The sequence below is a fragment of the Chitinibacter tainanensis DSM 15459 genome (assembly GCF_000429785.1).
Lineage (GTDB): Bacteria > Pseudomonadota > Gammaproteobacteria > Burkholderiales > Chitinibacteraceae > Chitinibacter > Chitinibacter tainanensis.
Genome location: NZ_AUCN01000017.1, coordinates 35190 through 57404 on the forward strand (window position 1 = coordinate 35190; position 22215 = coordinate 57404).

26 protein-coding genes are annotated in these 22215 nt (G+C 57.4%); 17 read left to right on the forward strand and 9 right to left on the reverse strand.

The genetic code is table 11. From position 1 onward, the window contains the following. Window positions 1-36: 36 nt before the first annotated feature. Genes pxpB through pxpA form a run of 3 tightly spaced genes read left to right on the forward strand, consistent with a single transcriptional unit; the run spans window position 37 to window position 2392 of the window. The gene (pxpB, locus tag G482_RS0104840) at window positions 37-678 is read left to right on the forward strand and encodes a 5-oxoprolinase subunit PxpB (protein WP_028449088.1); all 642 of its coding nucleotides are present in this window, start codon (window positions 37-39) and stop codon (window positions 676-678) included. After that, the gene (locus G482_RS0104845) at window positions 678-1655 is read left to right on the forward strand and encodes a 5-oxoprolinase subunit C family protein (protein WP_051258741.1); all 978 of its coding nucleotides are present in this window, start codon (window positions 678-680) and stop codon (window positions 1653-1655) included. Before pxpB ends, G482_RS0104845 begins: the two co-directional genes overlap by 1 nt. 5 nt (window positions 1656-1660) lie before the next feature. Next, window positions 1661-2392, forward strand: coding sequence for a 5-oxoprolinase subunit PxpA (gene pxpA / locus G482_RS0104850; protein ID WP_034618957.1), 732 nt, complete (start codon window positions 1661-1663; stop codon window positions 2390-2392). A gap of 8 nt (window positions 2393-2400) precedes the next feature. On the opposite strand, the gene G482_RS17335 is transcribed toward pxpA, so the two are convergent. Both G482_RS17335 and G482_RS17340 read right to left on the reverse strand, forming a co-directional pair. Beyond that, the gene (locus G482_RS17335) at window positions 2401-3204 is read right to left on the reverse strand and encodes an alpha/beta fold hydrolase (RefSeq protein WP_051258742.1); all 804 of its coding nucleotides are present in this window, start codon (window positions 3202-3204) and stop codon (window positions 2401-2403) included. 42 nt (window positions 3205-3246) lie between these two features. Beyond that, window positions 3247-4050 carry a fused MFS/spermidine synthase gene (locus G482_RS17340; protein WP_051258743.1) on the reverse strand — a complete coding sequence of 268 codons (804 nt, stop codon included), beginning with the start codon at window positions 4048-4050 and terminating at the stop codon, window positions 3247-3249. A 214-nt stretch (window positions 4051-4264) separates the two neighbouring features. On the opposite strand from G482_RS17340, the gene murI reads away from it, so the two are divergent. Further along, window positions 4265-5074, forward strand: coding sequence for a glutamate racemase (gene murI, locus G482_RS0104865; protein WP_028449091.1), 810 nt, complete (start codon window positions 4265-4267; stop codon window positions 5072-5074). A 74-nt stretch (window positions 5075-5148) separates the two neighbouring features. On the opposite strand, the gene G482_RS0104870 is transcribed toward murI, so the two are convergent. Then, window positions 5149-5352, reverse strand: a complete 204-nt coding sequence (locus G482_RS0104870; protein ID WP_028449092.1) for a hypothetical protein — start codon at window positions 5350-5352, stop codon at window positions 5149-5151. 173 nt (window positions 5353-5525) lie between these two features. On the opposite strand from G482_RS0104870, the gene G482_RS17345 reads away from it, so the two are divergent. The 8 genes from G482_RS17345 (at window position 5526) to G482_RS0104910 (ending at window position 11614) form a co-directional block, all read left to right on the forward strand. Continuing rightward, window positions 5526-5903, forward strand: coding sequence for a CidA/LrgA family protein (locus G482_RS17345; protein ID WP_034618961.1), 378 nt, complete (start codon window positions 5526-5528; stop codon window positions 5901-5903). After that, window positions 5900-6628 carry an LrgB family protein gene (locus tag G482_RS0104880; protein ID WP_028449093.1) on the forward strand — a complete coding sequence of 243 codons (729 nt, stop codon included), beginning with the start codon at window positions 5900-5902 and terminating at the stop codon, window positions 6626-6628. The genes G482_RS17345 and G482_RS0104880 overlap by 4 nt, the downstream gene beginning before the upstream one ends. 158 nt (window positions 6629-6786) lie before the next feature. Then, the gene (locus G482_RS19435; RefSeq protein ID WP_156905347.1) at window positions 6787-7206 is read left to right on the forward strand and encodes a hypothetical protein; all 420 of its coding nucleotides are present in this window, start codon (window positions 6787-6789) and stop codon (window positions 7204-7206) included. 219 nt (window positions 7207-7425) lie between these two features. Next, window positions 7426-7827, forward strand: coding sequence for a DUF2541 family protein (locus tag G482_RS0104890; protein WP_156905348.1), 402 nt, complete (start codon window positions 7426-7428; stop codon window positions 7825-7827). A 149-nt stretch (window positions 7828-7976) separates the two neighbouring features. Next, a complete protein-coding gene (locus tag G482_RS0104895) occupies window positions 7977-8399 on the forward strand; it encodes a MaoC family dehydratase (RefSeq protein ID WP_028449096.1) in 423 nt (140 codons plus the stop codon). A 290-nt stretch (window positions 8400-8689) separates the two neighbouring features. After that, on the forward strand, window positions 8690-9703 hold the full coding sequence (locus G482_RS0104900; RefSeq protein ID WP_028449097.1) for a helix-turn-helix domain-containing protein: 1014 nt from the start codon (window positions 8690-8692) through the stop codon (window positions 9701-9703). A 71-nt stretch (window positions 9704-9774) separates the two neighbouring features. Continuing rightward, on the forward strand, window positions 9775-11232 hold the full coding sequence (locus G482_RS0104905) for a serine hydrolase domain-containing protein (RefSeq protein WP_084414460.1): 1458 nt from the start codon (window positions 9775-9777) through the stop codon (window positions 11230-11232). Window positions 11233-11260: 28 nt separating this feature from the next. Further along, entirely contained in the window at window positions 11261-11614 is a 354-nt protein-coding gene (locus tag G482_RS0104910; protein WP_028449099.1) for a hypothetical protein, read from the forward strand. A gap of 143 nt (window positions 11615-11757) precedes the next feature. On the opposite strand, the gene G482_RS0104915 is transcribed toward G482_RS0104910, so the two are convergent. After that, window positions 11758-13098 (reverse strand): bifunctional enoyl-CoA hydratase/phosphate acetyltransferase, encoded by a 1341-nt coding sequence (locus tag G482_RS0104915; RefSeq protein ID WP_028449100.1) that lies wholly within the window; start codon window positions 13096-13098, stop codon window positions 11758-11760. A 54-nt stretch (window positions 13099-13152) separates the two neighbouring features. Next, window positions 13153-13920, reverse strand: a complete 768-nt coding sequence (gene fabI / locus G482_RS0104920; RefSeq protein ID WP_034618964.1) for an enoyl-ACP reductase FabI — start codon at window positions 13918-13920, stop codon at window positions 13153-13155. 362 nt (window positions 13921-14282) lie between these two features. Here fabI and G482_RS0104925 point away from each other — a divergent pair, with 362 nt between their 5' ends. The 3 genes from G482_RS0104925 to G482_RS19440 all read left to right on the forward strand — a co-directional run bounded on the left by G482_RS0104925 (window position 14283) and on the right by G482_RS19440 (window position 16475). Next, window positions 14283-15041 (forward strand): ferritin-like domain-containing protein, encoded by a 759-nt coding sequence (locus tag G482_RS0104925; RefSeq protein WP_245575249.1) that lies wholly within the window; start codon window positions 14283-14285, stop codon window positions 15039-15041. Between the two features lie 118 nt (window positions 15042-15159). Further along, window positions 15160-15480 carry a PadR family transcriptional regulator gene (locus tag G482_RS0104930; protein WP_028449103.1) on the forward strand — a complete coding sequence of 107 codons (321 nt, stop codon included), beginning with the start codon at window positions 15160-15162 and terminating at the stop codon, window positions 15478-15480. Beyond that, window positions 15477-16475 (forward strand): DUF1700 domain-containing protein, encoded by a 999-nt coding sequence (locus G482_RS19440; RefSeq protein WP_028449104.1) that lies wholly within the window; start codon window positions 15477-15479, stop codon window positions 16473-16475. The genes G482_RS0104930 and G482_RS19440 overlap by 4 nt, the downstream gene beginning before the upstream one ends. A 125-nt stretch (window positions 16476-16600) precedes the next feature. On the opposite strand, the gene G482_RS0104940 is transcribed toward G482_RS19440, so the two are convergent. From G482_RS0104940 to G482_RS0104955, 3 genes are all read right to left on the reverse strand, one after another. After that, the gene (locus G482_RS0104940) at window positions 16601-17224 is read right to left on the reverse strand and encodes a lytic transglycosylase domain-containing protein (RefSeq protein ID WP_034618968.1); all 624 of its coding nucleotides are present in this window, start codon (window positions 17222-17224) and stop codon (window positions 16601-16603) included. Between the two features lie 206 nt (window positions 17225-17430). Beyond that, entirely contained in the window at window positions 17431-19146 is a 1716-nt protein-coding gene (locus G482_RS0104950; protein ID WP_028449106.1) for a proline--tRNA ligase, read from the reverse strand. A 70-nt stretch (window positions 19147-19216) separates the two neighbouring features. Continuing rightward, window positions 19217-19597 (reverse strand): hypothetical protein, encoded by a 381-nt coding sequence (locus G482_RS0104955; protein ID WP_028449107.1) that lies wholly within the window; start codon window positions 19595-19597, stop codon window positions 19217-19219. Window positions 19598-19720: 123 nt separating this feature from the next. Between G482_RS0104955 and G482_RS0104960 the strand changes: the two genes are divergently transcribed. Further along, window positions 19721-20821, forward strand: coding sequence for an imelysin family protein (locus G482_RS0104960; RefSeq protein WP_034618970.1), 1101 nt, complete (start codon window positions 19721-19723; stop codon window positions 20819-20821). Window positions 20822-20924: 103 nt separating this feature from the next. Here the strand turns inward: G482_RS0104960 and G482_RS0104965 are convergent, their stop codons facing one another. Further along, the gene (locus tag G482_RS0104965) at window positions 20925-21113 is read right to left on the reverse strand and encodes a tautomerase family protein (protein WP_028449109.1); all 189 of its coding nucleotides are present in this window, start codon (window positions 21111-21113) and stop codon (window positions 20925-20927) included. A gap of 112 nt (window positions 21114-21225) precedes the next feature. Between G482_RS0104965 and phnD the strand changes: the two genes are divergently transcribed. Continuing rightward, the gene (gene phnD, locus G482_RS0104970) at window positions 21226-22197 is read left to right on the forward strand and encodes a phosphate/phosphite/phosphonate ABC transporter substrate-binding protein (protein ID WP_084414461.1); all 972 of its coding nucleotides are present in this window, start codon (window positions 21226-21228) and stop codon (window positions 22195-22197) included. Window positions 22198-22215: the final 18 nt, after the last annotated feature.

A 22215-nucleotide genomic window follows, 5' to 3' on the forward strand; every position in this document is an offset into this window, starting at 1 on the left:
AATGTTACTTTTGCAGTGTCGACGGAGCTAGCCACGATGAGTTCGCCAATGATTCATCCGCTGGGGGAGGCTGCGCTGGTGCTGGATGCCGGGGTGAGTGCGCAAACACGCTTGCTGGCCATGGGGTATCTGGCTGAACGCAAATCAAACCGGCCTTTCCAGCTTATACCCGGGGTGGGTAATATCACGATGCGTTTTAACCCTCTGCAGCTGGCAAGTAGCGAGGCGCTGGTGCTGCTGCAAAGCCTGTGGGCGCAAGCCGAAACGGTCAGTTTGCCGCCGCCGCGGCAGTTTGAAATACCGGTGGTGTATGGCGGGGCCGCCGGCCCTGATCTGGCTCTGGTGGCCGAGCATTGTCAGCTCAGCGAAGCGGCGGTGATCGAAGCGCATGCCAGCCCGTGGTATGACGTGCTGTGCATTGGGTTTTTGCCGGGGTTTCCCTATTTGGCAGGTTTGCCCACCGCTTTGCACACCCCGCGGCGCAGTGTGCCCCGGCATCAGGTAGCCACTGGCGCCGTTGGGATCGGTGGCGCGCAGACGGGCATTTATCCTTGCCCCAGCCCCGGCGGCTGGCAGCTGATTGGTCAAACCAGCGTCAATTTGTTTGACCCGACCCGTGCCGAGCCCTGTTTGCTGCGCGCGGGCGATCAATTGCGCTTTGTACCGCAGGAGGCCTGATGGGACACAAACACATACTGCTGCGGCTAGAGAAAGCCGGCGTACAAAGCACGGTGCAGGATCTGGGCCGGGTAGCCGCGGCCAGCTGGGGCGTGCCGGCCGGTGGCGCCGCTGATCTGCTGGCGCTGCAGCTGGCCAATCTGCTACTGGGCAATCCACCCGAAGCCGCTGCGCTGGAAATCACGCTGGGTGGGCTGCGCGGGCAATTTGAACACACGACTTCCTTTGCGCTGGCTGGCGCCGATTGCGAAGCGCGACTGGATGGCGAGCGCCTGCTGCCCAATGCCGTGTACCGTGCCTGCAAAGGCCAGCAGCTGGTGCTGGGCACGCCGGCGCACGGCATGCGTACTTATCTAGCCTTGCCGGGCGGGCTGGATGTGCCGCTGCTGGCCGGTAGCCGCGCTACCTTGCTGCCGGCGGCGCTGGGCGGCTGGCAGGGGCGGCCACTGCGCAAGGGCGATGTATTGCGTGGCCTGCGGCGCGATAAACACTGCCCGCCCTGTGCCATGGCCTTGCCGCCCCGCGGGCATATCTTGCGCTATTTGCCCGGTCCGCAGTGGGGTGAGCTGGGGAGCGAAGGCCAGCGCCGCTGGCAACACACGGCCTGGCAGCTCGATCAGCAATCCAACCGGATGGGCTTGAAACTCAATGGCGCCGAGCTGGTCATGGAAACCCCGCTGCAGCTACGCTCGCATGCGGTCCTGCTGGGTACCGTGCAGTTGCCGCCTGGTGGCCAGCCGATTGTGCTGCTGGCCGATGCGCAGCTCACCGGCGGCTATCCGGTGATTGCCCAGATTATTCAGGCTGATTTATGGCGGCTGGGGCAATTGCGCGCCGGTGAGCGCGTGCAGATGCAGCTGGTCGATGAAGCTAGCGCGCTGGCAGCGCTGCGCGAGCAGCAGCAGTGGTTTCGCCGGTTGGCCCAAGTGCGGGCTAGCCTGCGCCCGCTGCAGCCAGCGCAAAGCAGCGTAGAATAAGGGCTATGCAGACTCATATTGATTTAAACGCCGACCTGGGCGAGGGCTTTCCGCTGGATGCCCAGCTGATGCCTTTACTCAGCTCGGTGAATATCGCTTGCGGTGGCCATGCTGGTGACGTGGATTCGATGCGGGCCACCGTGCGCCTGGCGCGCCAGCATGGCGTGCGCATTGGCGCGCACCCTAGCTACCCGGATCGCGAGCAGTTTGGCCGGCGCAGCATCGATCTGACCGAGAGCCAGCTGGTGTTTAGCCTCACCGCCCAGCTGTGGGCGCTGAAAGCCGTGTGTATCGAAGAAGGCGTCTCGGTGGCGTATGTAAAGCCGCATGGCGCGCTGTATAACGATGCGGCGGCGTCGCGCCCGCTGGCGCAGCAAATCGCGCAAATGATTCGCGAAGTAGACCCCGATCTGGCGCTGATGGGCTTGGCCGGTTCGGCGCTGATCGATGCTGGCCGTGCGGCAGGTTTACGGGTGATTGAAGAGGGCTTTGCCGATCGTGCATATCTGCCTGATGGCCAGCTGCAGCCGCGCAGCCAGCCCGGCGCGGTGCTCACTGACCCCACCGCCGTGCTTGAACAGGCGCTGTGGCTGAGCCAGCGCGTTGATTCCCTGTGCCTGCATGGCGACAACCCCGCTGCGCTCGTGCAGGCCCAGCTGATTCGCCAGGCGCTGGAGCGGGCGGGGATCCGCATCGCGGCCGATTATGATCCGCATGCTGGTTTGTTTGTGAGCTAAATCGCGGCTTAATCCCAGTGCTGCGCGGCCAGCCAGGCGCACAGGCGGGCGCTGAAAGCCGCCGCGCTGCTATCCCACATCATCGCATGCCCGGCCCCAGGCAGCCGCTCGGCGCTCACGCCCCAGGCTTGCGCGGTGAGCGCAACATCGGACCACGGGATAATATTGTCATGCTCGGCCCCGAGCACCCAGACCGGGTAATTCACCGCTTGCGGCCAGTTTTTCCACCATTGCGGCAGCCATAATTCGCCGAGTGCGGCCATCGATTCGGGCTGGGCGCGGCTGGCAAAGGCTTCCACTTGCAGCATGGGAGTTTCTGGCGCGAATAAAAGATGCCGCAGCATCGCGGCATCCAGCTGGGTGGTGTGCCCGAGCGCAAAACCCTGCAAGCCCAGCAGCAATTGCGGATGCACGGTGCTCATGTATTGCAGCGAGCCGGCCAGCCCGTAAGGCGGAATACTGGCCAACAAAATCAGCGCTTTGGGTGGTGTGGCGCGGGCGATTTCCTGTGCCAGATAGCCGCCCAGAGAATGACCGAGCAAAATGCAGGGCTCGTGAATTTGCGCCAGTGCTTGCCGCACATCAGCCAGATAATCGCCGAGCTGATTGTGCGCTAATTCCCAAAAACCGCTGCTTTGGCCGTGCCCGCGCAGGCTCAGTGCATGGCTGGTGTAGCCGGCAGCGGCGAGCTGGGCTTGCACTCCTTGCCAGCACCAGGCGCCGGCAAAAGCGCCGTGGAGCAGCAGGAGGGGCGGGGCGCCATTGGCTTGGCTGGGTTTAAGGCTAATCAGTTCGAGGTCGGGTGCGGGCATGGTGGGGAGCAAAAATAAAGAGGAAGAATGGGCGCCAAGCGCTTAGGCGCCTTCGCGCGGGCCGGGCAGGCCGGGCTCGAGGCCATCGTGGCGCTGTAGAGCGCGGCTCAGGCGCTGGCCGAGTTTGGCTAGATCAACACTATGCGCCGCGCTGCGCTCGCGGCACCGGCTTTGCAGCAGGCGATTGGCCGGCAAGCGGCCACTGGCCAATGCGTACACAATCCGATTGGCGCTGTGATCGGCGCCGATCGCGAGCGTGGCGCCATGAAAGCTGGTGCGGATGCGCTGGTAGTAGCTGTCAAAGCGCGGATCACTGCCCCAGAGATTAACCACCAGCACCCCATCCGGACGTAGCTGGCGACGGCAGGTGTCAAAGAAAGTCTGGCTGGCCAGCCGCTCCGGCATGCCATTGGGGCCGTAGGCATCAATCAATAGCACATCAAAGGGCGCATGTCGTTCTGGCAGCCAATCGCCCCCATCGGCGCAGCTAATCTGCAGTCGCGGGCTGTGGGGCACGGCAAACTGCGGGGCCAGCGCGATCACGGCCGCGCTGATTTCGGCCACGGCAATCTGGCTGGTCGGCAGGTAATGATGACAGTACTTGGCCAGCGAGCCACCGCCCAGACCTATCATGCCGATATGGTGGGTATCTTCCTGCAGCAAAACAAAACCAAGCATGCTGCGCGTATACCCCAGGATAAGCTCATTCGGATGTTGTTTATTCATCCGGCTCTGGACGGTTTTTAGATCAAACATCAGCGAGAGCTCGTCGCCTTCGTCGTAGACAAAGGGTTGGCCGGTTTCGCTTTCGGCCAGCAAGCTGGCAAAACTGGGGCTCTGACTCACGGGGCGAGGCCTGAAAGAAGAAGGCTTCACGCTACCGTCGCGCGCGCAGCTTGTCGAGTCTGCGCCCTCGTTTGCCACCCGTGATGCACACTGGCTTGATCTGCGCCAAGCTTGGCGCGGATTCTGCGCCGGCGGCGGCAGAATGCCCGAGCAATGCCTATCACGCCCCGCGCGCGCAAGGTAGAATGGCGGCTTTTGTGACTGCGGCGTGCGTATGCAAACTTCTTTGCCTTCTCATCCGATTGGGGTGTTTGATTCCGGGGTGGGTGGACTGACCGTGGTGCGGGCCCTGATGGATCGCCTGCCGTTTGAAAACATCATCTACTTTGGCGACACCGCCCGCGTGCCATACGGCGTGAAATCGGTGGCCACCATCGAGCATTACACGCAGCAGATCGCCGATTTTCTGCAGCAGCAGCAAGTGAAAATGCTGATTATCGCCTGCAACACCATGGCGGCGGTGGCGGCGGACAAAGTGCGGGCCAATTCGCCCGTGCCGGTGCTGGATGTGATCGAGGCCGGCGCGCGCAATGCCGTGGCGCATACCCGCACTGGCGGCATCGGCGTGATCGGCACGCCCACCACGATTAATTCCAATGCCTATGCCCGCGCGATTCATCAGCTAAACCCGGCTACCCGCGTGTATTCGCAAGCCTGCCCGCTGTTTGTGCCGCTGGTGGAAGAGGGCTGGCTGGATCATCCGGTCACGCGCATGACCGCGCAGGAATACCTCAAGCCGGTGTTCGTTGAATCGATCGATACGCTGGTGCTGGGCTGCACGCACTATCCATTATTGAAACCGCTGCTGCTGGATGTGTGCGGCAACCGCATGCAGCTGGTGGATTCGGCCTTGTCGATTGCGGATCAGACCGCCGAAATTCTCAATAGCAGTGGCCTGGCCAATACTGCCCATCAGCTGCCCGAGTACCGCTTTGTGGTTACTGATTTGCCGGTGAAATTCCAGACCATTGGCGAGCGCTTTCTGGGACGCAGTCTGGGCAAAATCGAGCTCACCCAGCTCTAATCCAAAGCCCGTGCCCCACGCAACAAAGCCCGCAGCAGCGGGCTTTGTGATTTTATGACATTGTGCATTATTGCCTAGGCGGCGCGGCGGCGGCTTTGGGCCCGATCGAATAAAATACACTCAATGGCCGCACACATCGAATGCGCCTTAAAGACCGAGAAGGCACTCGGGCGTTGACGAATCAGCGTGTGCAGGCTGTCTTTCAAGACATTGAGTTCACTATCAGGTAACTCATACAGCCAATCGTACGGGGTAGAACCATAATTGGGGCGTGGCATGATCAAACCTCTGTGCAACAACAATAGCGTTAGCAATGACATTGGCTTTCAGCTTGAACCGATTTTTTGCTGATTTGAAGCTGTTGCTGATAAGTGGTTTGGTGTCTTGAATTTGTCAGTTTTGCTGTGGCTGGGGCAGTTGCTGCCCTTGGCATGGCCGGGGTGAATTAATCATGTTGTACGGCATCACCATTATTTTCGCGACTTTATTCGCTGGCGAAGCACTCAGCCGGCTGTTGCAGCTGCCGATTCCCGGCGCGGTGATGGGCATGCTGCTGCTCACGCTGATCGCGATTTTACGCCGTGGTCTGGATCGACGAGTGGTGGATGCTGCCGGCGCCATGCTGCGCTATCTGGGGGTGCTGTTTATTCCGGCTGGGGTGGGTTTGATGACCTTGGGCGACGAAATCGGCCGGCAGGGCTGGGCCTTGCTCGCCACCTTGCTGATCTCCACGGTGATAACCATGGCCGGCACGGCTTGGATGCTGCAACACCTGTTGCGCCGCAAAGACCGGCTGAATAAAAACGCCATTCAGGATGAGCTGCCATGAATACCTTGTGGTTGTTGTGGCTGCAGTTAAGTCATATTCCGGCGTTCTGGATTGCGCTGACCTTATTGGCCTTTGGAATTGGCGATGCGCTGTATGTGCGGGCGGGCGGTTTTCCGCTGCTCAATCCGGTGCTGATCAGCGTGTTATTGCTGATTAGCCTCTTGCTGTTCACCCATGTGCCGTACCCGGTGTATTTCGCCGGTGCGCAGCCCATTCATATGCTTTTGGGCCCGGCCACGGTGGCGCTGGCGATTCCGCTGTATAGCAATTTGCAGCGGGTACGCGATTACGCACTGCCCCTGTTGTTGGCCTTGCTGTTTGGCTGTGTGTTGGGGATCGTCTCGGCGCTGGCTTGCGGGCAATTGTTTGGACTGTCGGCCAGTAGCTTGGCCTCGATTGCGCCCAAATCGGTAACCACGCCGATTGCCATGGCGCTGGCCCAGCATGCTGGTGGCAATGTGTCGCTGGCGGCGGGGTTTGTGATTCTGACCGGCATTTGCGGCGCTGTGTTGGCCGTGCCGATTTTCCGCCTGTTGCGCATCGAGCATGAAATTGCCCAAGGCTTTGCGCTGGGGATGGCTGCGCACGGGGTGGGCACATCGCGAGCGATTCAGCTCTCCGAAACCGCCGGTGCGTTTTCCGGCTTGGCGATGGGGCTGAATGGGGTGCTGACGTCCTTGCTGCTCTCGGTGGTGCTGGGCTCGTGGTGGTCGGTGTTTGGCTAACTATTGCTAGGGGTATTGCCCTGAAATCAAAGCATTGAAAGGCGCTTTGGGTAATACGTGCTGGGGTATTTTGTAATATGCCATCGACGTGTGTTGGCTGATGGCTGGCGCGCGCTAGCCGTGCTCTAATGCCAGCTCCGGACGATGGAGGAACAATAATGACAATCCGTATGACCCTGGCGCTAAGCGCGCTCTTGCTGTGCAGCCCACTCGTGCACGCGCACGACGAGGCCACCATGGCCGCAATGAAAGCCCCCCATGGCGGCCAGCTGAAAATGGCCGGCTGGTATCACTTTGAACTGGTGCAGCAGGGCCGCAAAGCCGTGCTGTACATCACCGATCACGCGGGCGTGGCCAAGCCCTCGGCAGGTGTGCAGGGCGAGCTGAGCACCGTGAGCAATGGCAAAACCCAAACGCTGACGCTAAGCCCCGCCAAACCCAATCTGCTGCAGGGTCAATGGGCCAGCGCACCGGCGAAGGGCGCTACCATTCAGGCCAAGATCACCTTTCCGGATGGCCGCAGCGAGCAAACCAGCTTTGGCCCCGCCGCCACGATGGATCACAGCCAGCATCACTAATCGCTTCGCGAGCCCCCAGCGCCCACTGTGTCTATGCACCGTGGGCGTTGTTGTTTTAGCGCGTTGGTCGCGCTGGAGTAGCTGGCAATAGTGCACAAATGGGCGAGTTCCCTTCTTGTAAGGTGGATTCTTACGCAGACTGGTCATGATGGTGCTTGCTACGCTTGGTATATTCATTTGTGGCGCCAGCTCGGCGCTATTTTGCTCAGGAGGTGCCCAATGGCCCGTGTTTTACCTATGTTGATGTTGTCATTGTGTTTATTGGTTTTTAGTGGCTGGGCACAGGCGCGCGGTGAGCATGGCGGCAGCTGGGAAAAACTGGCCAGTAAAAATGTGGGTATTCTGGGCGATCGCGATAGCATTCATGTGAATCGTGGCCCGTATAACAAGCTGCGCCTGAGTGTGCACAAGCGGGCGGTAGAGTTTTCCCGGGTGTTTGTTGAGTTTCGCAATGGCGATCGGATCGAAGTGCCAGTGCGCGAGCGCATCCACGCCGGCGGCCAAAGCCGGGTGATCGATCTGCCCGGCCGCGGGCGCTATATCAAAAAAGTCATCCTCTGGTACAAAACCGCGCCGGGTACTCTGGAGCGGGCGCAAGTGGCGGTGTGGGCGCGGCGCTAGGGCTGTAGCGGGTGGGTGAATCTGGCATTGTTTTGTGCAGTGCAGCGTGATAGGCTCAAAGCCTTAGTGTTTACGCAAGTGTTTGTTTCAATTGGTTTGATCAGGTTTGTATTGCCTTAATTTGCACGACTCAGCCCGGAGACGCCCGCATGCCGTACTACTTCGAAGACCTGACGCTCGATCTGAGCGCCGAATACCGCAAAACTCTCACCGAAACCGATGTGGTGCTGTTCGCCGGCCTCACCGGCGACAACAACCCAATGCACATCGATGCCGAATTCGCCGGCCAAACCCGCTTTGGCGAACGCATTGTGCATGGGATGCTGACCGCTAGTTTTCTCTCTACCGTGATCGGCATGCACTTGCCCGGGCCGGGTTGTATTTACATGGCGCAGAATATCCGCTTTGTAAAACCCGTTCACATCGGCGAAACCGTCCGCGCCACCGCCCGCGTCGTCGAGCTGTGGCCCGACAAGCAACGCGCCAAGCTGATTACCGAGTGTTTTGTGCGCGATACCGTGGTGCTGACTGGTGATGCGCTGGTGTGGGTGCCCAAACGGCCAGTGGCGTGATTGCTATACCTGCCATCTGAGGTAGCGGCGGTGTGCCTAACAACTGCTGGGGCTCGTCACAGGTGGCTGGCTGCCTGATGTTAGCCAATTCATCCGGATGTGGGGCGGCGGTGCAGGGGGGGGCAAATTGCATTCTTGCCCTTTTGCTAGCCGCGGCATGACAATAACGCCCTAGTTCCTTGGCTTTTAACCTTGATGCCGTACCCCGCACCGGATTAATTTTTTGCTTTCCAGTTTCATGCTCTTCTGCTTGTTTACCTTCGTATCAGTCATACCTTTGTGGTGTGGTAATGGGCGCTGATTACTCTCGCCGCGTACATCTCGCGCAAGACTACATACGTCACCACTGTGAAGCCGATATTGAGCTGGCCGACGTCGCGCAAGCTGCGCATTTTTCCCCGTATCACTTTCACCGTATTTTTACCGCCTACACCAAAGAAACGCCCAATGACTTCTTGCGCCGTATGCGCGTAGAACGTGCGGCGCAATTGCTGTTTCGCCGGCCCGCTATTCCGATGATCGACATCGCGGTGCAATGCGGTTTTAAATCGCAAGCGGTCTTCGCGCGTGCGTTTCGCCAACATTTTGGCATGACAGCTAGCGAGTGGCGCAAAGGTGATTTCTGGCTGCACGATGGCTCATTTTGGCGCTGGCAACACATCAAGCAAGCAAATAGCAAGCAGCAAAATAGCAAGATTTGCAAAAAGCCTGGCTATGGTGATGCTCTACTATCCGACTTGTTTGCGGCGCGGCGCGATGAGTTTCTAGCGGTGCGCCATGGTGAGCGGCCAGCCTTTATCCGCAACCTGAGGATTGTTGAAAAACCGGCGTTTCGCCGCGCTTTTATTTGGCGCCAGGGCATTTTGCGCGAGCAAATTTTAGATTTATGGGCTGAATTACTGCACTGGGCCAATGCCAATGGCGTATTTCGGCCGGATTTAATCGGCGTGGCGCGTAATTTGGATAACGCCAATGTGACGGCAGAAGCCTTGTGCCGTTACGAAGCAGGTTTTGTGCTGAATGAAGCTAGCCCTGATTTTGCCCGCCATACAGGGCAGCAATCGATTTTGTTTGATCAGATTGAAGGCGGCTTATTTGTTGAAATTGACTTTGAAGGCACGCTGGCTGATGAAACCTTGGCCGAAGAATATTTTTACAACTACTGGCTATCCAACAGTGGCTGGCATTTGGCGCATCGCTCGGGCTACGTTGAAGTGCCAATGAGTAATGCACTACAGCCATTACACACCGAGATGAGAATTTGCACCCGCTGGTATATCCCAGTGTGCAAACAACGACTTTAGCACAGCACTGCTTGGGGTATAGGCCTGCAAGCATTGTTAAATATTAAAGCGAGAGGGGTACGGTGGTGGGTATGAAGAAACTTTGTTTATGTCTCGCGCTGATGAGTCACTGCGCAGTTGCAGCCGATCTGCCTAGTGCCAGCCCCGAGTCGCAAGGCATTGACTCGGCGCAGCTTGATGCCGTGCTGAAAGACATTCAAGCCAGCGGCGCTGCCATCGACAGCGTGCTGATCATGCGCAATGGCAAGGTGGTGTTGGAAAGCTATTTCTACCCTTATCGCCGCGACGTGCTGCACCCGCAGTTTTCCGTCACCAAAAGTGTTACTTCCAGCCTTGCTGGTATTACATTGGCTGCGAATAAATTAAGCGGCCTCAATCAGCCGATTGCGCCTTATTTTGCAGCACTGCTGAAGTCTGAACCGCAAAAGGGCGCTATTACGATCGGGAATTTATTAGATATGCATTCAGGGTTGGCTTGGTATCCGCTGACGTCGAATGATCCTGAATCGAGTAATTTCCAGCTGCGCCAGAGCAAAAATTGGCAGCAGTATGTGTTGCAACAAAACATGGATGATGAGCCGGGACGTACGTTTAGCTATAACAACGGCAATTATGTGCTGCTCGCCGGTATTCTTGAGCAGGCTTGGGGGCAATCGCTACAGGCCACCGCACAGCAGCAGTTATTTGCCAAACTCGGTATCGCAAACAGTACATGGCAGAAAGACCCGCAAGGGCACAATATCGGTGAAACTGGTTTGGCTCTGACTACGCGGGATATGGCGGTGCTGGGGCAGTTTTGGTTGCAAGATGGTGTTTGGAATCAGCAGCGAATATTGCCTGTGGGCTGGATAGCTAATTTGTTTTCCGATACCAGGGCCGCGCAAAGCGCCGGTTATCGACGTGGATTTTGGGTGAATTTAAGCGAGCAGTATTTTCAAGCGGCGGGCTCGTTTGATCAATTTATCCGCGTCGAGCCGCAGCATCAGTTGGTGATAGTGATGACGGGCAAAGTAGCTGAACAAATCAGCACGCAAAGTACCCTAAACCAATTGCATCGCATCGCCCAAGGCGGTGCGCCATTAGCGGCCAATCAGCAGGCCCAGCAGCAATTGGCGAAAACCATCGCCAGTGTTGGCCAAGCGCCATTTGTGACAAATACTCGTGAGCTAGGCAAGAGCTGGTACGGCAAAAAATGGCGTTTTGCTACGCAGCCATTGGGTATAAGCGCGGTGAGCTTTAAACCCGACCCGAATGACGCCGCGGCCATCGTGTGGGAAGTTGATGCTGGCTGGGTAAAAAACGAATGGCCGGTCGGAATGGATGGGCGCTACTTGGAAAAACGCGACCGCAATGGTCAGACACTACAAGTGCGTGGGCGCTGGCTGAATGAAAACACCTTAGAAATCAAAACCCAATACGCTGAAGAAGCTTGGCAATGGAAATACCGTTTTGATTTTAACGCGGACGGTGTAACAGCAAGCTACTCAGATAATGTGACAGGCGAAATTCAAACGGCGTTTGGGCGATAGAAGCTAGAACAAAAAAGGTGGCGATGGCATGGCGTTTTTTTACCAGTACATTTTACCTGTGCTGATTGTTGGATCATTTGCCGGTGCTTTGCTTTATATGTTGTGCGCGCGGCTGGTGTACTATCATTTGCATGAGCATTATCGCGATGCGCTGCCAGAAAAGAACGAAATTGCGTTTGGCGATGCTGATGATGGGATGGGGGCGTATATCGCTGCGGTGTGGTATGCATCCAGAACTGGCGGGTATAAACGCATTCAGAGCAATACTTGGCGTGGGTTTTATACAGCAACGCGTGTGCTCGGTGCATTTACTGGGGTTTGCTTGGTGCTTCTGAGTGCGTCATTTTTCTTCTGGACGGAGCTTAAATCGCTGCTGGCCTGAGCACGGCGTCGATAATCGGTCATGGGGTGTGAACGCAGGCAAATGACAAAGAATTGGGGGGCATGATGCCCATAAAAATGCCGCTCACCGGGTTTAAGTGAACGGCATTTTGCGCCCGCGGGGCTTTTCGGTGTGCTGTGGCTTTACTTCCTCGCGTGCGCCACCAGCACCATCACTGCGGCGGAGGCTAGGCGGGTTTTTACATCATCGGCGCGGCTGGTGAGCACAATCGGCACGCGGGCCCCGAGCACAATCCCGGCCGAATCGGCTGCGGCGAAGTAGCTCATTTGTTTGGCCAGCATATTGCCGGCTTCAATATCGGGCACCACCAGGATGTCGGCTTGGCCGGCCACGGGCGAGTTGATTTTCTTGGTTTTGGCGGCAGCCATTGAAATGGCATTATCAAACGCTAACGGGCCATCCAGCTGCGCGCCGTGAATCTGGCCACGATCGGCCATTTTGCACAGCAGGGCGGCATCCATGGTGGAGGGCATTTTATCGGTGACGGTTTCTACCGCCGATAGCAGCGCGACTTTTGGGCATTCAATGCCCAAAATATGCGCCAGATCGATGGCGTTTTGGGTGATGTCGACTTTGTCGGCCAGGGTGGGGGCGATATTGATCGCCGCATCGGTCACCAGCAGCGCGCGCTCATACGCCGGCACATCCATCACAAACACATGGCTAATGCGCCGCGCCCCGCGCAGCCCGGTGCTGCCGCTCATCACGGCCGACATCATTTCATCGGTATGCAGGCTGCCTTTCATTAAGGCGCTGGCTTCGCCGTTGCGACAGAGCTCAACGGCCTTGAGCGCCGAGGCGTGGCTATGCTCGGTGCCCACAATGCGCACGCCGCCTAGATCAACGCCCACTTGCTGGGCCAGCGCGCGGATTTTGCCTTCTGGCCCGACCAGAATTGGCACGATCAGTTTTTCGTGGGCGGCGGCCATCGCGCCGAGCAGGGAATCAGGATCGCACGGGTGCACCACGGCGGTGGGTACGGCCGGGAGCAGATCGGTTTTGGCGCGCAATTCGGCAAAAACATGATGGGCGCGCAGGGTAAATTGCGGCGCTTCGGCGTATTGGCTGCGCTGTTTTTCGGTGGGGGCTGCCACTTGAATGGGGCCAGAGCAAAGCCGATCGCCATGCTGGTTTTCACACACCGCTTCCAGCGTTACGGTGTGATTGCTGGCGTGTTTTTCACTCACGGTGAGGGTGAGATTGAGAATATCGTCTTCATGCACCCAGCCACTGCTGCGCAGGCCATGCTCACGGATCAGCGAGCCGGGGCCGGGGAAGGAGTTGGTGGCGGTGGCGGTCAGAAATAAAAACACGCCGGTGGCGGGTACTTTGATCTGGCCTTCTTCTTCCACCTTGCCGCCCATCATGCCCAGCATCTCCACATCGCTGCGGCGGATCAGATGCTGACGGTGATATTGCTGGCCGAGGGCCAGATCAGCAAACAACACATTTTGCGTACTCATGATCAACTCCTGCGGCCCCGGGCCGCCTGCTGTGGCCAGCGCACCGGCCGAGGTTTAGCCCATGATGTTGACGCCACCATCGATATAAAAAGTGGAGCCGGTCAGGCGTTTGGCGCCATCCGAACACAAAAACACCGCCGCAGCGCCCACATCATCGATGTCCACCAGCTCGCGCATTGGCGCTTGCTGAGCGGCTTGCGCCAGCATGGCGTTAAATTCGGGAATGCCGCTGGCTGCGCGGGTCATGATCGGGCCGGGCGATACCGCATGGACACGGATTTTCTTTGGCCCCAGCTCGTTGGCGAGGTATTTCACGCTGGCTTCCAGTGCGGCTTTCACCGGGCCCATTACGCCATAATTGGGCACCACGCGCTCGGCACCCAGATAGCTCATGGTGAGCAGAGTGCCGCCTTCGTGCATCAGCGGCTCGGCCAGCTTGCACATGCGGATAAAGGAATGGCAAGACACATCCATGGCCAGAGCAAAGCCTTCGGCACTGCTATCCACCACGCGGCCGTGCAGGTCGTCTTTGAGCGCAAAGGCAATGGAATGCACCGCCATATCCAGCTGGCCCCATTGCTGGCGGATTTTGCTAAACACGGCTTCAAGCTCGCCCGGCTCTTGCACATTACATTTTTCCAGAATCGCCGGCTCCAGCTCGTCCAGCAGCGGGGCGATAAAATCGCGGGTGCGCTCGGTTTGGTAAGTGATCGCCAGCTCCACGCCTTGGGCTTTTAAGGCCTTGGCCACCCCGTAGGCAATCGAATTGGCATTGGCCAAACCCAGAATCAGGGCGCGTTGCCCGCTCATTGCTGTGCTCATGGTAGATATCCTGTTGATTAAAATGGCGAAAGTGGTAATCAGGCGCTGGCGCAGTTAGCTGGCATGTTGCACTGCGAGATACTTTGCATGCTAGCCTTTGTGGCTTTGTTGTGCAATGCAATATAACCAGCCAATATGACCAAACCAAGATGGCCACGTCAGGTGCATTGATCCCCGGCCATGTATTACCACTCTCGGCAATAAATCCATAGCTTAGCGCCCGATACGGCAGCGGGTATCTTGGCGTGCAGTGCTTTCGATCTAGATCAAAAGTGCAACTTGTCAGCGGCGGGCGAAGCGGCAATACTCTTGTCGCTGCAATGGAAGGAAAACCCGTGTTTAGTGCTGCCTATCAGGCCCTTATGGCCACTGACCCCCAAGAAAAAATCGCCCTAGTGCAGGCGATCGCGATCCCCGCCGTGCCCCCCATGGCCGAGGCTTTACCGATTCAAACGGTTAACCCACCGGGCCGTCCCGCGCGGCCGGAGTTGGTGCTGCCGGCGAAAGTGCCCAAACGCAGCAATTTGCGCCTGACTGAAAACCGCGCCGCCATGCTGCATGCCTTTGCGCATATCGAATTTAACGCGATCAATTTGGCGCTGGATGCCATTTACCGCTTTCGCGAGATGCCGCTGCAGTACTACCACGACTGGCTGCAGGTCGCGCGCGAAGAGGGCTATCACTTTAATCTGCTGTGCGCGCATCTGGCCGATCTGGGCTATCAGTATGGCGACTTTGCCGCCCACAACAGTCTATGGGAAATGGCTGTGAAAACCGATGCGGATGTCATGGCACGCATGGCACTGGTGCCGCGTATTCTGGAAGCGCGCGGGCTCGATGCCGTGCCCCCTTTGCAAGCCAAACTCGGCGCGGTGGGCGATCAACGCGCCTGCGAGATTCTGGATATTATCCTGCGCGATGAAATCGGCCATGTGCGCATCGGTAATCGCTGGTTTCACTGGTGTTGCGATCAGCGCGGCCTAGAGCCGATTGCCACCTTTGTTCGCCTGGTGCGCGAATACGATGCACCCCAATTTCGCGGCGCGATGAATCATTTGGCGCGGGTGGAAGCGGGCTTTAGCCAAGAAGAAATCGAGCTGATCGAAACTCTGCGCACTTAGCCCAGATGGGGGGCTGATGCATCCTCGTAAGTTGTTTGTCTTGCTATCTTGCATTAAAAGGTACCGGGTAATATGATGGTTGTGCCGAGAAGGGATACGCAAATGCATTGGAGAGGCGATGAAAATCCAGCTTAAGAAAGGGGTGCTGGAAATGTGTGTGCTATCAGTGCTCGCGCGTGGCGATAGCTATGCCTATGAAATTGTCAGCACTCTATCCAGCACGATGGGCATCAGCGAAGGCACGATATATCCATTGATGCGCCGGCTTGAAGCCGAGCAGTTTGTGAGTACGTATCTCAGCCAATCCAGCAACGGGCCTGCACGCAAATACTACAGCTTGACCGAATCTGGGCGGTTAGCGCTGCGGCAAATGCAGCGGGAATGGCAGGAATTTGTGGGTGATGTCGAACAAGTAATACAGCAAGGAATCGCGAAATGAATCAGCAAGAATTTATCGCGCAGCTTGAGCGCGCGTTACGGCAGTTACCCGCCGCTGAAGTACGGGATATTGTGACTGAGTATCAAGGCTACTTTGCTGAGGCCATCGCCAATGGGCGTAGCGAAGCTGAATTTTGCGCAGCACTGGGTTCGCCATTTAAATTGGCGGAAGAAATTCTGGCGCAAAGTGCTGTACCTGCCTTGGCAGAAGAACAGATTCAAGGTTTTGAAACCGATGAAAAATCAGGCTTGAGCTGGATTCTGCATTCGTGGCGAGTATTTAAACTGGCTCCTGTACTGCTCATGGGAATATGCGTGATTACCGCTGGTGTTGATTTGCTAATTGAAAAAATTCCCGATCATGGGCTGCTGTCCAATTATCGAGGTGCCATCTTTTCTGCCCTGATTGTTGCCATGGCTTGGCGTTTAGAAACAAAACGCAAGCTTGATTTTAGCTCTGGTGATCGAGAGTTTGCCTGGGTGGTGATTCGAATTTTGGGTTTGGCCACGTTGATGGCGGTGTTGGGTTTCCTGCATGTTGCGATCAGCGATCAGATCTCTGGTCGGCCGATTAGTATGGCGTTTGGCCCTGTCTTTGGAGGCGCTATACATGGTGTTGAGCTGTGGTTTACCTTTATTTGGATCGCTGTAGAACTCTTAATGATGTTTGCCGGTGTACTGATCGTCTTGCAAAAACAGCCGCTGATTGCTGCAACCAAATTAAGCGTCAAGGCGAGTTTGCTGTACTGGCGGCAAATCTTGGCCATGTATCTCTGGATCATGGCAGGCGTAATTATCCTGCTGCTGTTAGGTTTGATGTGTGTGAAGATCTATGAAGCAGTCACGGGTGATGTGGTGCCTTCCGAGATGCTCAAGACACATTTTCTTCTGTCGTTTATTAGTTGGGGTGCGGCGATTCTCTGTTTATTGCCTTACAGTGCTTGGGCTGCTATTTTCCGTGATGGCACGATGAGAACTGAAGTCCGCCACTCTTAAAATCAAACGGCACTAACTATATAAAAAAACCGACCTCATGGTCGGTTTTTTCATTGAGCTAATCTATGGGGGTATTGCCATCTGAATAAATCAAATATTGAAGTGCAGTTACATACCCTAGGGGGCTATTTCTGCGCGACTTTCTGACCAGTCGGGTTATCCCAGTCGTAATAGCCTTTCCACGCGTTGTAAACCAGATTGGGGTATTCCGGCCGGCCGAGGCTGCCGTTGTAGCGGCCGAGCGCACGGAAGAGATCGCCGTTTTCGATATCCAGATAATGGCGCAAGATGGTGCAGCCATAGCGCAGATTGGTGTTCATATCGAAAAGGCTTTGGTCAGGCGTGCCGATGGCGCGTTGCCAGAAGGGCATCACCTGCATCAGGCCGCGTGCGCCCACCGGGCTGATGGCGTAGCGGTTAAAGCGGCTTTCGATGTGAATCAGCCCCAGCACCATTTGCGGGTCGAGCCCAGCGCGGGTGGCTTCGTATTGAATGGCGGTGAGTAATTTGCGGCGGACAAATTCATCGGGAATGCGCGATTTTAGCCGCTCGGACATCTCATCCAGCCAGGCTTCCCCTTCGGCTTTATTGGCAAACATCAGGCGTGGCTCGATGCGATCGGCAATGCTGCGGCGCAGGCTGGTGGCTACCGAATCCGAGAGAAACTCCTCGCGCTGCGCGCCGGCATGGGCGGCGCCACTGAGGAGGGCAAGGCAAAGGCTAAGGGGGAGAGCGAACTTCAACATCATGAATTTGCAACCAAAATTACTGTCGCCATTGTGGCGGCTGATGGCGCTAGGGTCAATCGCTGCGCGGCCCAGTGTGAGCCAGACGGCAATCTGGCGCCAGAATGCAAACAGCCCATACGCGGGGTATGGGCTGTTCAGGCTTGCTAGGGGTATCGCTGGCGATGGCTTTCAATGATTGGCCTGGCAGGTTATACCCTAGCAGGCACTTAGGCCAGTTGCTGCTGGATAAAGCTTAGTGCGTCGCCGATAGCGATTTTTTGCATTTCACCGGCGCGGCGGGCCACGTATTCGACTTCACCATTGGCCAGTGCTTTGTCACCCACGGTAATGCGATGCGGAATACCGATCAATTCCATATCGGCAAACATCGAACCCGGCCGCTCGTTGCGATCATCCAGCAGTACTTCGATGCCGGCAGCGCTAAAGTCAGCATACAGCTGCTCGGCGGCGGCTTTGACGGCGTCTGATTTGTGGTAGCCCACCGCTACGATGGCTACGGCAAATGGTGCCATCGCTTGTGGCCAGATAATGCCGCGCGCATCGTGGTTTTGCTCGATGGCGGCGCCCACAATCCGTGATACGCCAATGCCATAGCAGCCCATTTCCATTGGCGTGAGCTGGTTTTGCTCGTTCAGGAATTCGGCCTTCATGGCTTGCGAGTATTTGGTGCGCAGCTGGAAGATATGGCCGACTTCAATCCCGCGGCACAATTCCAGCACGCCGCCTTTACCATCGGGGCAAACGTCACCGTTTACCACATTGCGGATGTCTGCCACCACGGCGGGCTCGGGCAGGTCACGACCAAAGTTCACGCCGGCCAGGTGGAATTTCGGCTTATTCGCGCCGCAGACAAAGTCGCTCATCGCGGCCACGGTGCGATCGGCAATCACGCGAATGTTCGCATTGATGCCAACGGGGCCGATAAAGCCCGGTGGGCAGTTCAGATTGCTGCGGATTTCTTCTTCAGTGGCGAAGCGGAAATCGAGCATGCCATCTACTTTGCCGATTTTCACTTCGTTCAGGTTATGGTCGCCGCGCAGCAGGGCCAGCACAAACTCGCCGGCGGTGGTCACCAGCGCAATGGCTTTCACTGTGCGCTCGATGCCAATGCCGAGCAGGGCGGCCACGTCTTCGCAGGCGGTTTGTTTCGGGGTGTCTACTTCGCGCAGCGCTTCGCTGGCAGCCGCGCGTGGGGCGGCGGGTGGCAGTGCTTCAGCCAGCTCCACGTTGGCAGCAAACTCAGAAGTCGGGCAGTAAGCCAGCAAATCTTCGCCGGCATCGGCCAGGACATGGAATTCATGCGAGCCATCACCGCCAATCGCGCCGGTATCGGCGGCTACGGCGCGGAACTGCAGGCCCAGGCGGCTAAACACGTTGGAGTAGGCGCCATACATCACTTTGTAGGTGTCTTGCAGCGAAGCCAGATCCGCGTGGAATGAATACGCGTCTTTCATCATAAATTCGCGTGCGCGCATTACGCCAAAACGTGGGCGGATTTCGTCGCGGAATTTGGTTTGCACCTGGTAGAAATTCACCGGCAGCTGTTTGTAGCTTTTGATTTCCGAACGTGCGATGTCGGTGATGACTTCTTCGTGGGTTGGGCCAAAACAGAAATTACGCTCGTGGCGGTCGGTGATTTTCAGCATTTGCGGGCCGAAAACATCCCAGCGGCCGGTTTCTTGCCACAACTCGGCCGGTTGTACGGCGGGCATCAGTAGCTCTTGGGCGCCGGCTTTGTTCATCTCTTCGCGCACCACGCTCTCTACCTTGCGCAAGACGCGCAGACCCAGTGGCATCCAGGTATACAGGCCCGAGCCCAGCCGTTTGATCAGGCCCGCGCGTAGCATCAGCTTGTGCGAGAGCAGTTCGGCCTCGGAAGGCGCTTCTTTCAGGGTAGAGAGAAATAAGTGTGAGGTGCGCATAATGGCAAAATCCAATAGAGAAGAGGGTCGTGGCCCCGGCAAAGGGGCCATTTTAGCTGATTGGCGCTGATTATTCAGTACGCTCGGCCGCTTCACCCTGGGCGCGCTCGGCTTCCAGACGGGCGATTTCGGCGGCTTTTTGCTCGGCGCGTTTGGCGGCAAATTTCGGGCGCAGCAGATTCATCAAAATAATGTCACGACCTTTCATCAAAGCCAGCAGCCACACCACCAAAATCGCCGCGTACGACCACGAATCATTGCGCAGGCCCGGCGCCAGCGCCGCCATCAGCGGGTTGAGGGCAAACTGCACGCTGGCCAATACCACCAGCAGCAAAATCACCGTCGAGATGGCGCGCTCACGCAGGAAAGTCCCGCGCAGCAAAACGCGCTGCTCCCAGGCCGAGAGGCCAGCTAATTCAGGAACGGAATCCGGGCGGAAATAGAAGGTCATAACGCTGTTATCCAGTTAACACATTGGCGGGCAATGTTACGGGAAAGTGCATATAAAGCAAGCCCGTACTTCCCGTTTGGCCGCCTACGTGGTATCTGTTAGGCCATAACAAGGAGACGAATGATGTCACATGCTTTACGCCCGCTTGTGCTGGGTTTCAGTCTGGCCCTGCTGACCGTACCGGCTAGTTTTGCGGCCAAAAAAGCCAGCGCCCCGGCCAAAGCCGCTAGTAGTGCCAGTGCCGTGGCCAACGCGGCGGCGGCCACGCCCGCGCAGCCGCCACTGGGCAATGCGCAATTTATGCTCAATCAGTTCAACGAGATTTTGCTGCCAGCGCAAAACGCGCTGGCGACGGCGGCCGCCGGCTTGCCGGATGCGACCCGGCGCTTCTGTGCCGCCAGTGCGGCGGATAAGCCCGCAGCGTTTAGCGCGCTACAAGCGCAATATGTGGCCACTTTGCTCGCTTGGCGGGCGATTGAAGTCGCGCCGATTGGCCCCAGTGCCGACCCGGAAGTGGGCCAGCTGATGGAAGGTGCGAGTCGCGCACCGGCGGAAATCCTCACCCTCACCAAGTTGCAGCCGGCGGCACAGATGGTGGATGGTCAGGCGGCGTATGAAGCGAAAAAACTTCCTGCTTGGGGTATGGGCTTCAAAGCTATTGAATCATTGATTTACACCGATACACCCCAGCAGAGTATTGCCCGGCTGAGTGCGGCGCCGGCTTGCCAGTATTTGCTGTGGCAAAGTCAGGTGGTGAGCTATCAGGGTGAAACGCTGCGCCGCGCCTGGGTGGGGCTCAGCCGCGGGGTGCAATATGATTTGAGCTATCCGCGCACTTACCAGACGCAATATCTCAATCGCCTGATCGAAGGCGCGCGTGAGCTGGCCAGTCAAAAAGTCGGCTTTAACGCCAACGGCTGGCTGGATGCGGCCAGTGGGCAAACGGTAGCCAGCCTGCAGGCCAATGTGGGCGCGCTGGCGCGCTTATTGCGCGGCAATCCGGTAGGGCTGGAAGAATTTGTCACCAGCCGCAACGATGCCGAGCTCTGGCGCAAAGTGGAGGCGCCGCTGAGCCGGCTCGAGCAGGCTGCCAGCCAGCTTTCGGCCAGCCCAAGCCGGGATGAGGCCAAGGCCCTCGCGGATGCGGCCAATGCGCTGGCCGAAGTGTTGCAGCACGAGGTGGCGCCGAAAATGAGTATTCAAATCGGCAAAAAAGCTCAGTAAAGCAAGCGAGCCAGCGGCGGGCGTGCGGGCGGTATCGCCCCGCACGCTGCCGCTGCGCCCCTCTCTGTGGGGCGGCTTGCGCTGGCTCGCCTGGGCTGGGCGTTTATTCCAGCGTATCCAGCAGCTGGCCGCCCCAGCCCCAGTTTTCTTCTCGCGTTTCTTCAAAATTGATAATCACGTATTCGCGCGGTTTGCCGGCCACCCGTTCCATGGTGGCGGTCATTTCATCGACGATTTGCTGTTTTTGTTCGCGGCTGAGTTCGCCTGCTAAACGCACTTGAATATACGGCATGAAAAAGCTCCTGATGGCTAAGGGATGCGTTGCGCGCCGAGCACTTGTCACGGTACGGTCATATTAGCGACTTATGATGCGCGCTCTGTGATGTTTGTGGGAAGACTGCGCCATGCTACACCGATCAATCGCCCTTATGCTGCTTTTGGCGAGCTGGTTGCCCGCCGCCCACGCCGACATCACGGTCGGGATTTTGGTGTCGCGCAATGCCGAGCAAACGCTGGAAGACTGGCAGCCGGTGCTGGACGATATGGCCGCCGCCATCGGGCAGAAAGTCACCGGGGTGGTCACCAGCGATCGTGACGAGCTGCTGCGCAAATTCAAAGACAAGCAAATCCAGGTGGCCCGCGTGGATAACAAGCTGGCGCTGGATGCAGTCGAAACCGCCAATGCCCAGGTGTTTGCGCGCCTGAGCCTGATTGGCAATCTGAACGAATACCGCAGCCTGCTGCTGGTGCGCAAAAACAGCGGCATTGTTGATGCAGATAGCCTACTTAAACAGCCCAAAACCCTGCGCTACGCTGGCGGCAAAACCGGAACGACCGCGGAATATCTGATTCCGCATTACCATTTATTCTTTAAGCGCAATGTCTTGCCTGAGCAGTTTTTCAAGCAATATCAGCAATTTACTGCGGAGGGCGCCTTTGTAGCGCTGGCGCGTAACCAGGCCGATGTGGCGGTGAGCAATACCTTTGAGCTGGAACAGCTGAAAGAGAAATACCCGCGCGATTTCGCCCAGATGCGCATCGTGTGGCAATCGCCGCCGTTTGCCTTTGATCCGCTGGTGCTGCGCAATGATTTGAGCAACAAAGACAAAGCGGCGATCAGCCAGTTTTTCCTTGATTACGGCCGCAAAGGCAATACGGCACAGGCGCGGCAGCGCTTGTACTATGCCGATCAGTTGGCCGGCTTTGTTAAAGCCGACAACCGCAGCCTGCGCCAAGTGACCGACTTGCAGCTATTTCATGATTTATTCCGGCTCAATTTTGATACGGCTTTAAGCCCAGCGGCCAAAGAGGCCAAGCAAAAAGCCTACTATCAGCGCTTTGATCATTTGGTGGGTTTGCTGGGTGGGGCGAAATAAATCGCCCAGCGGGCTTGA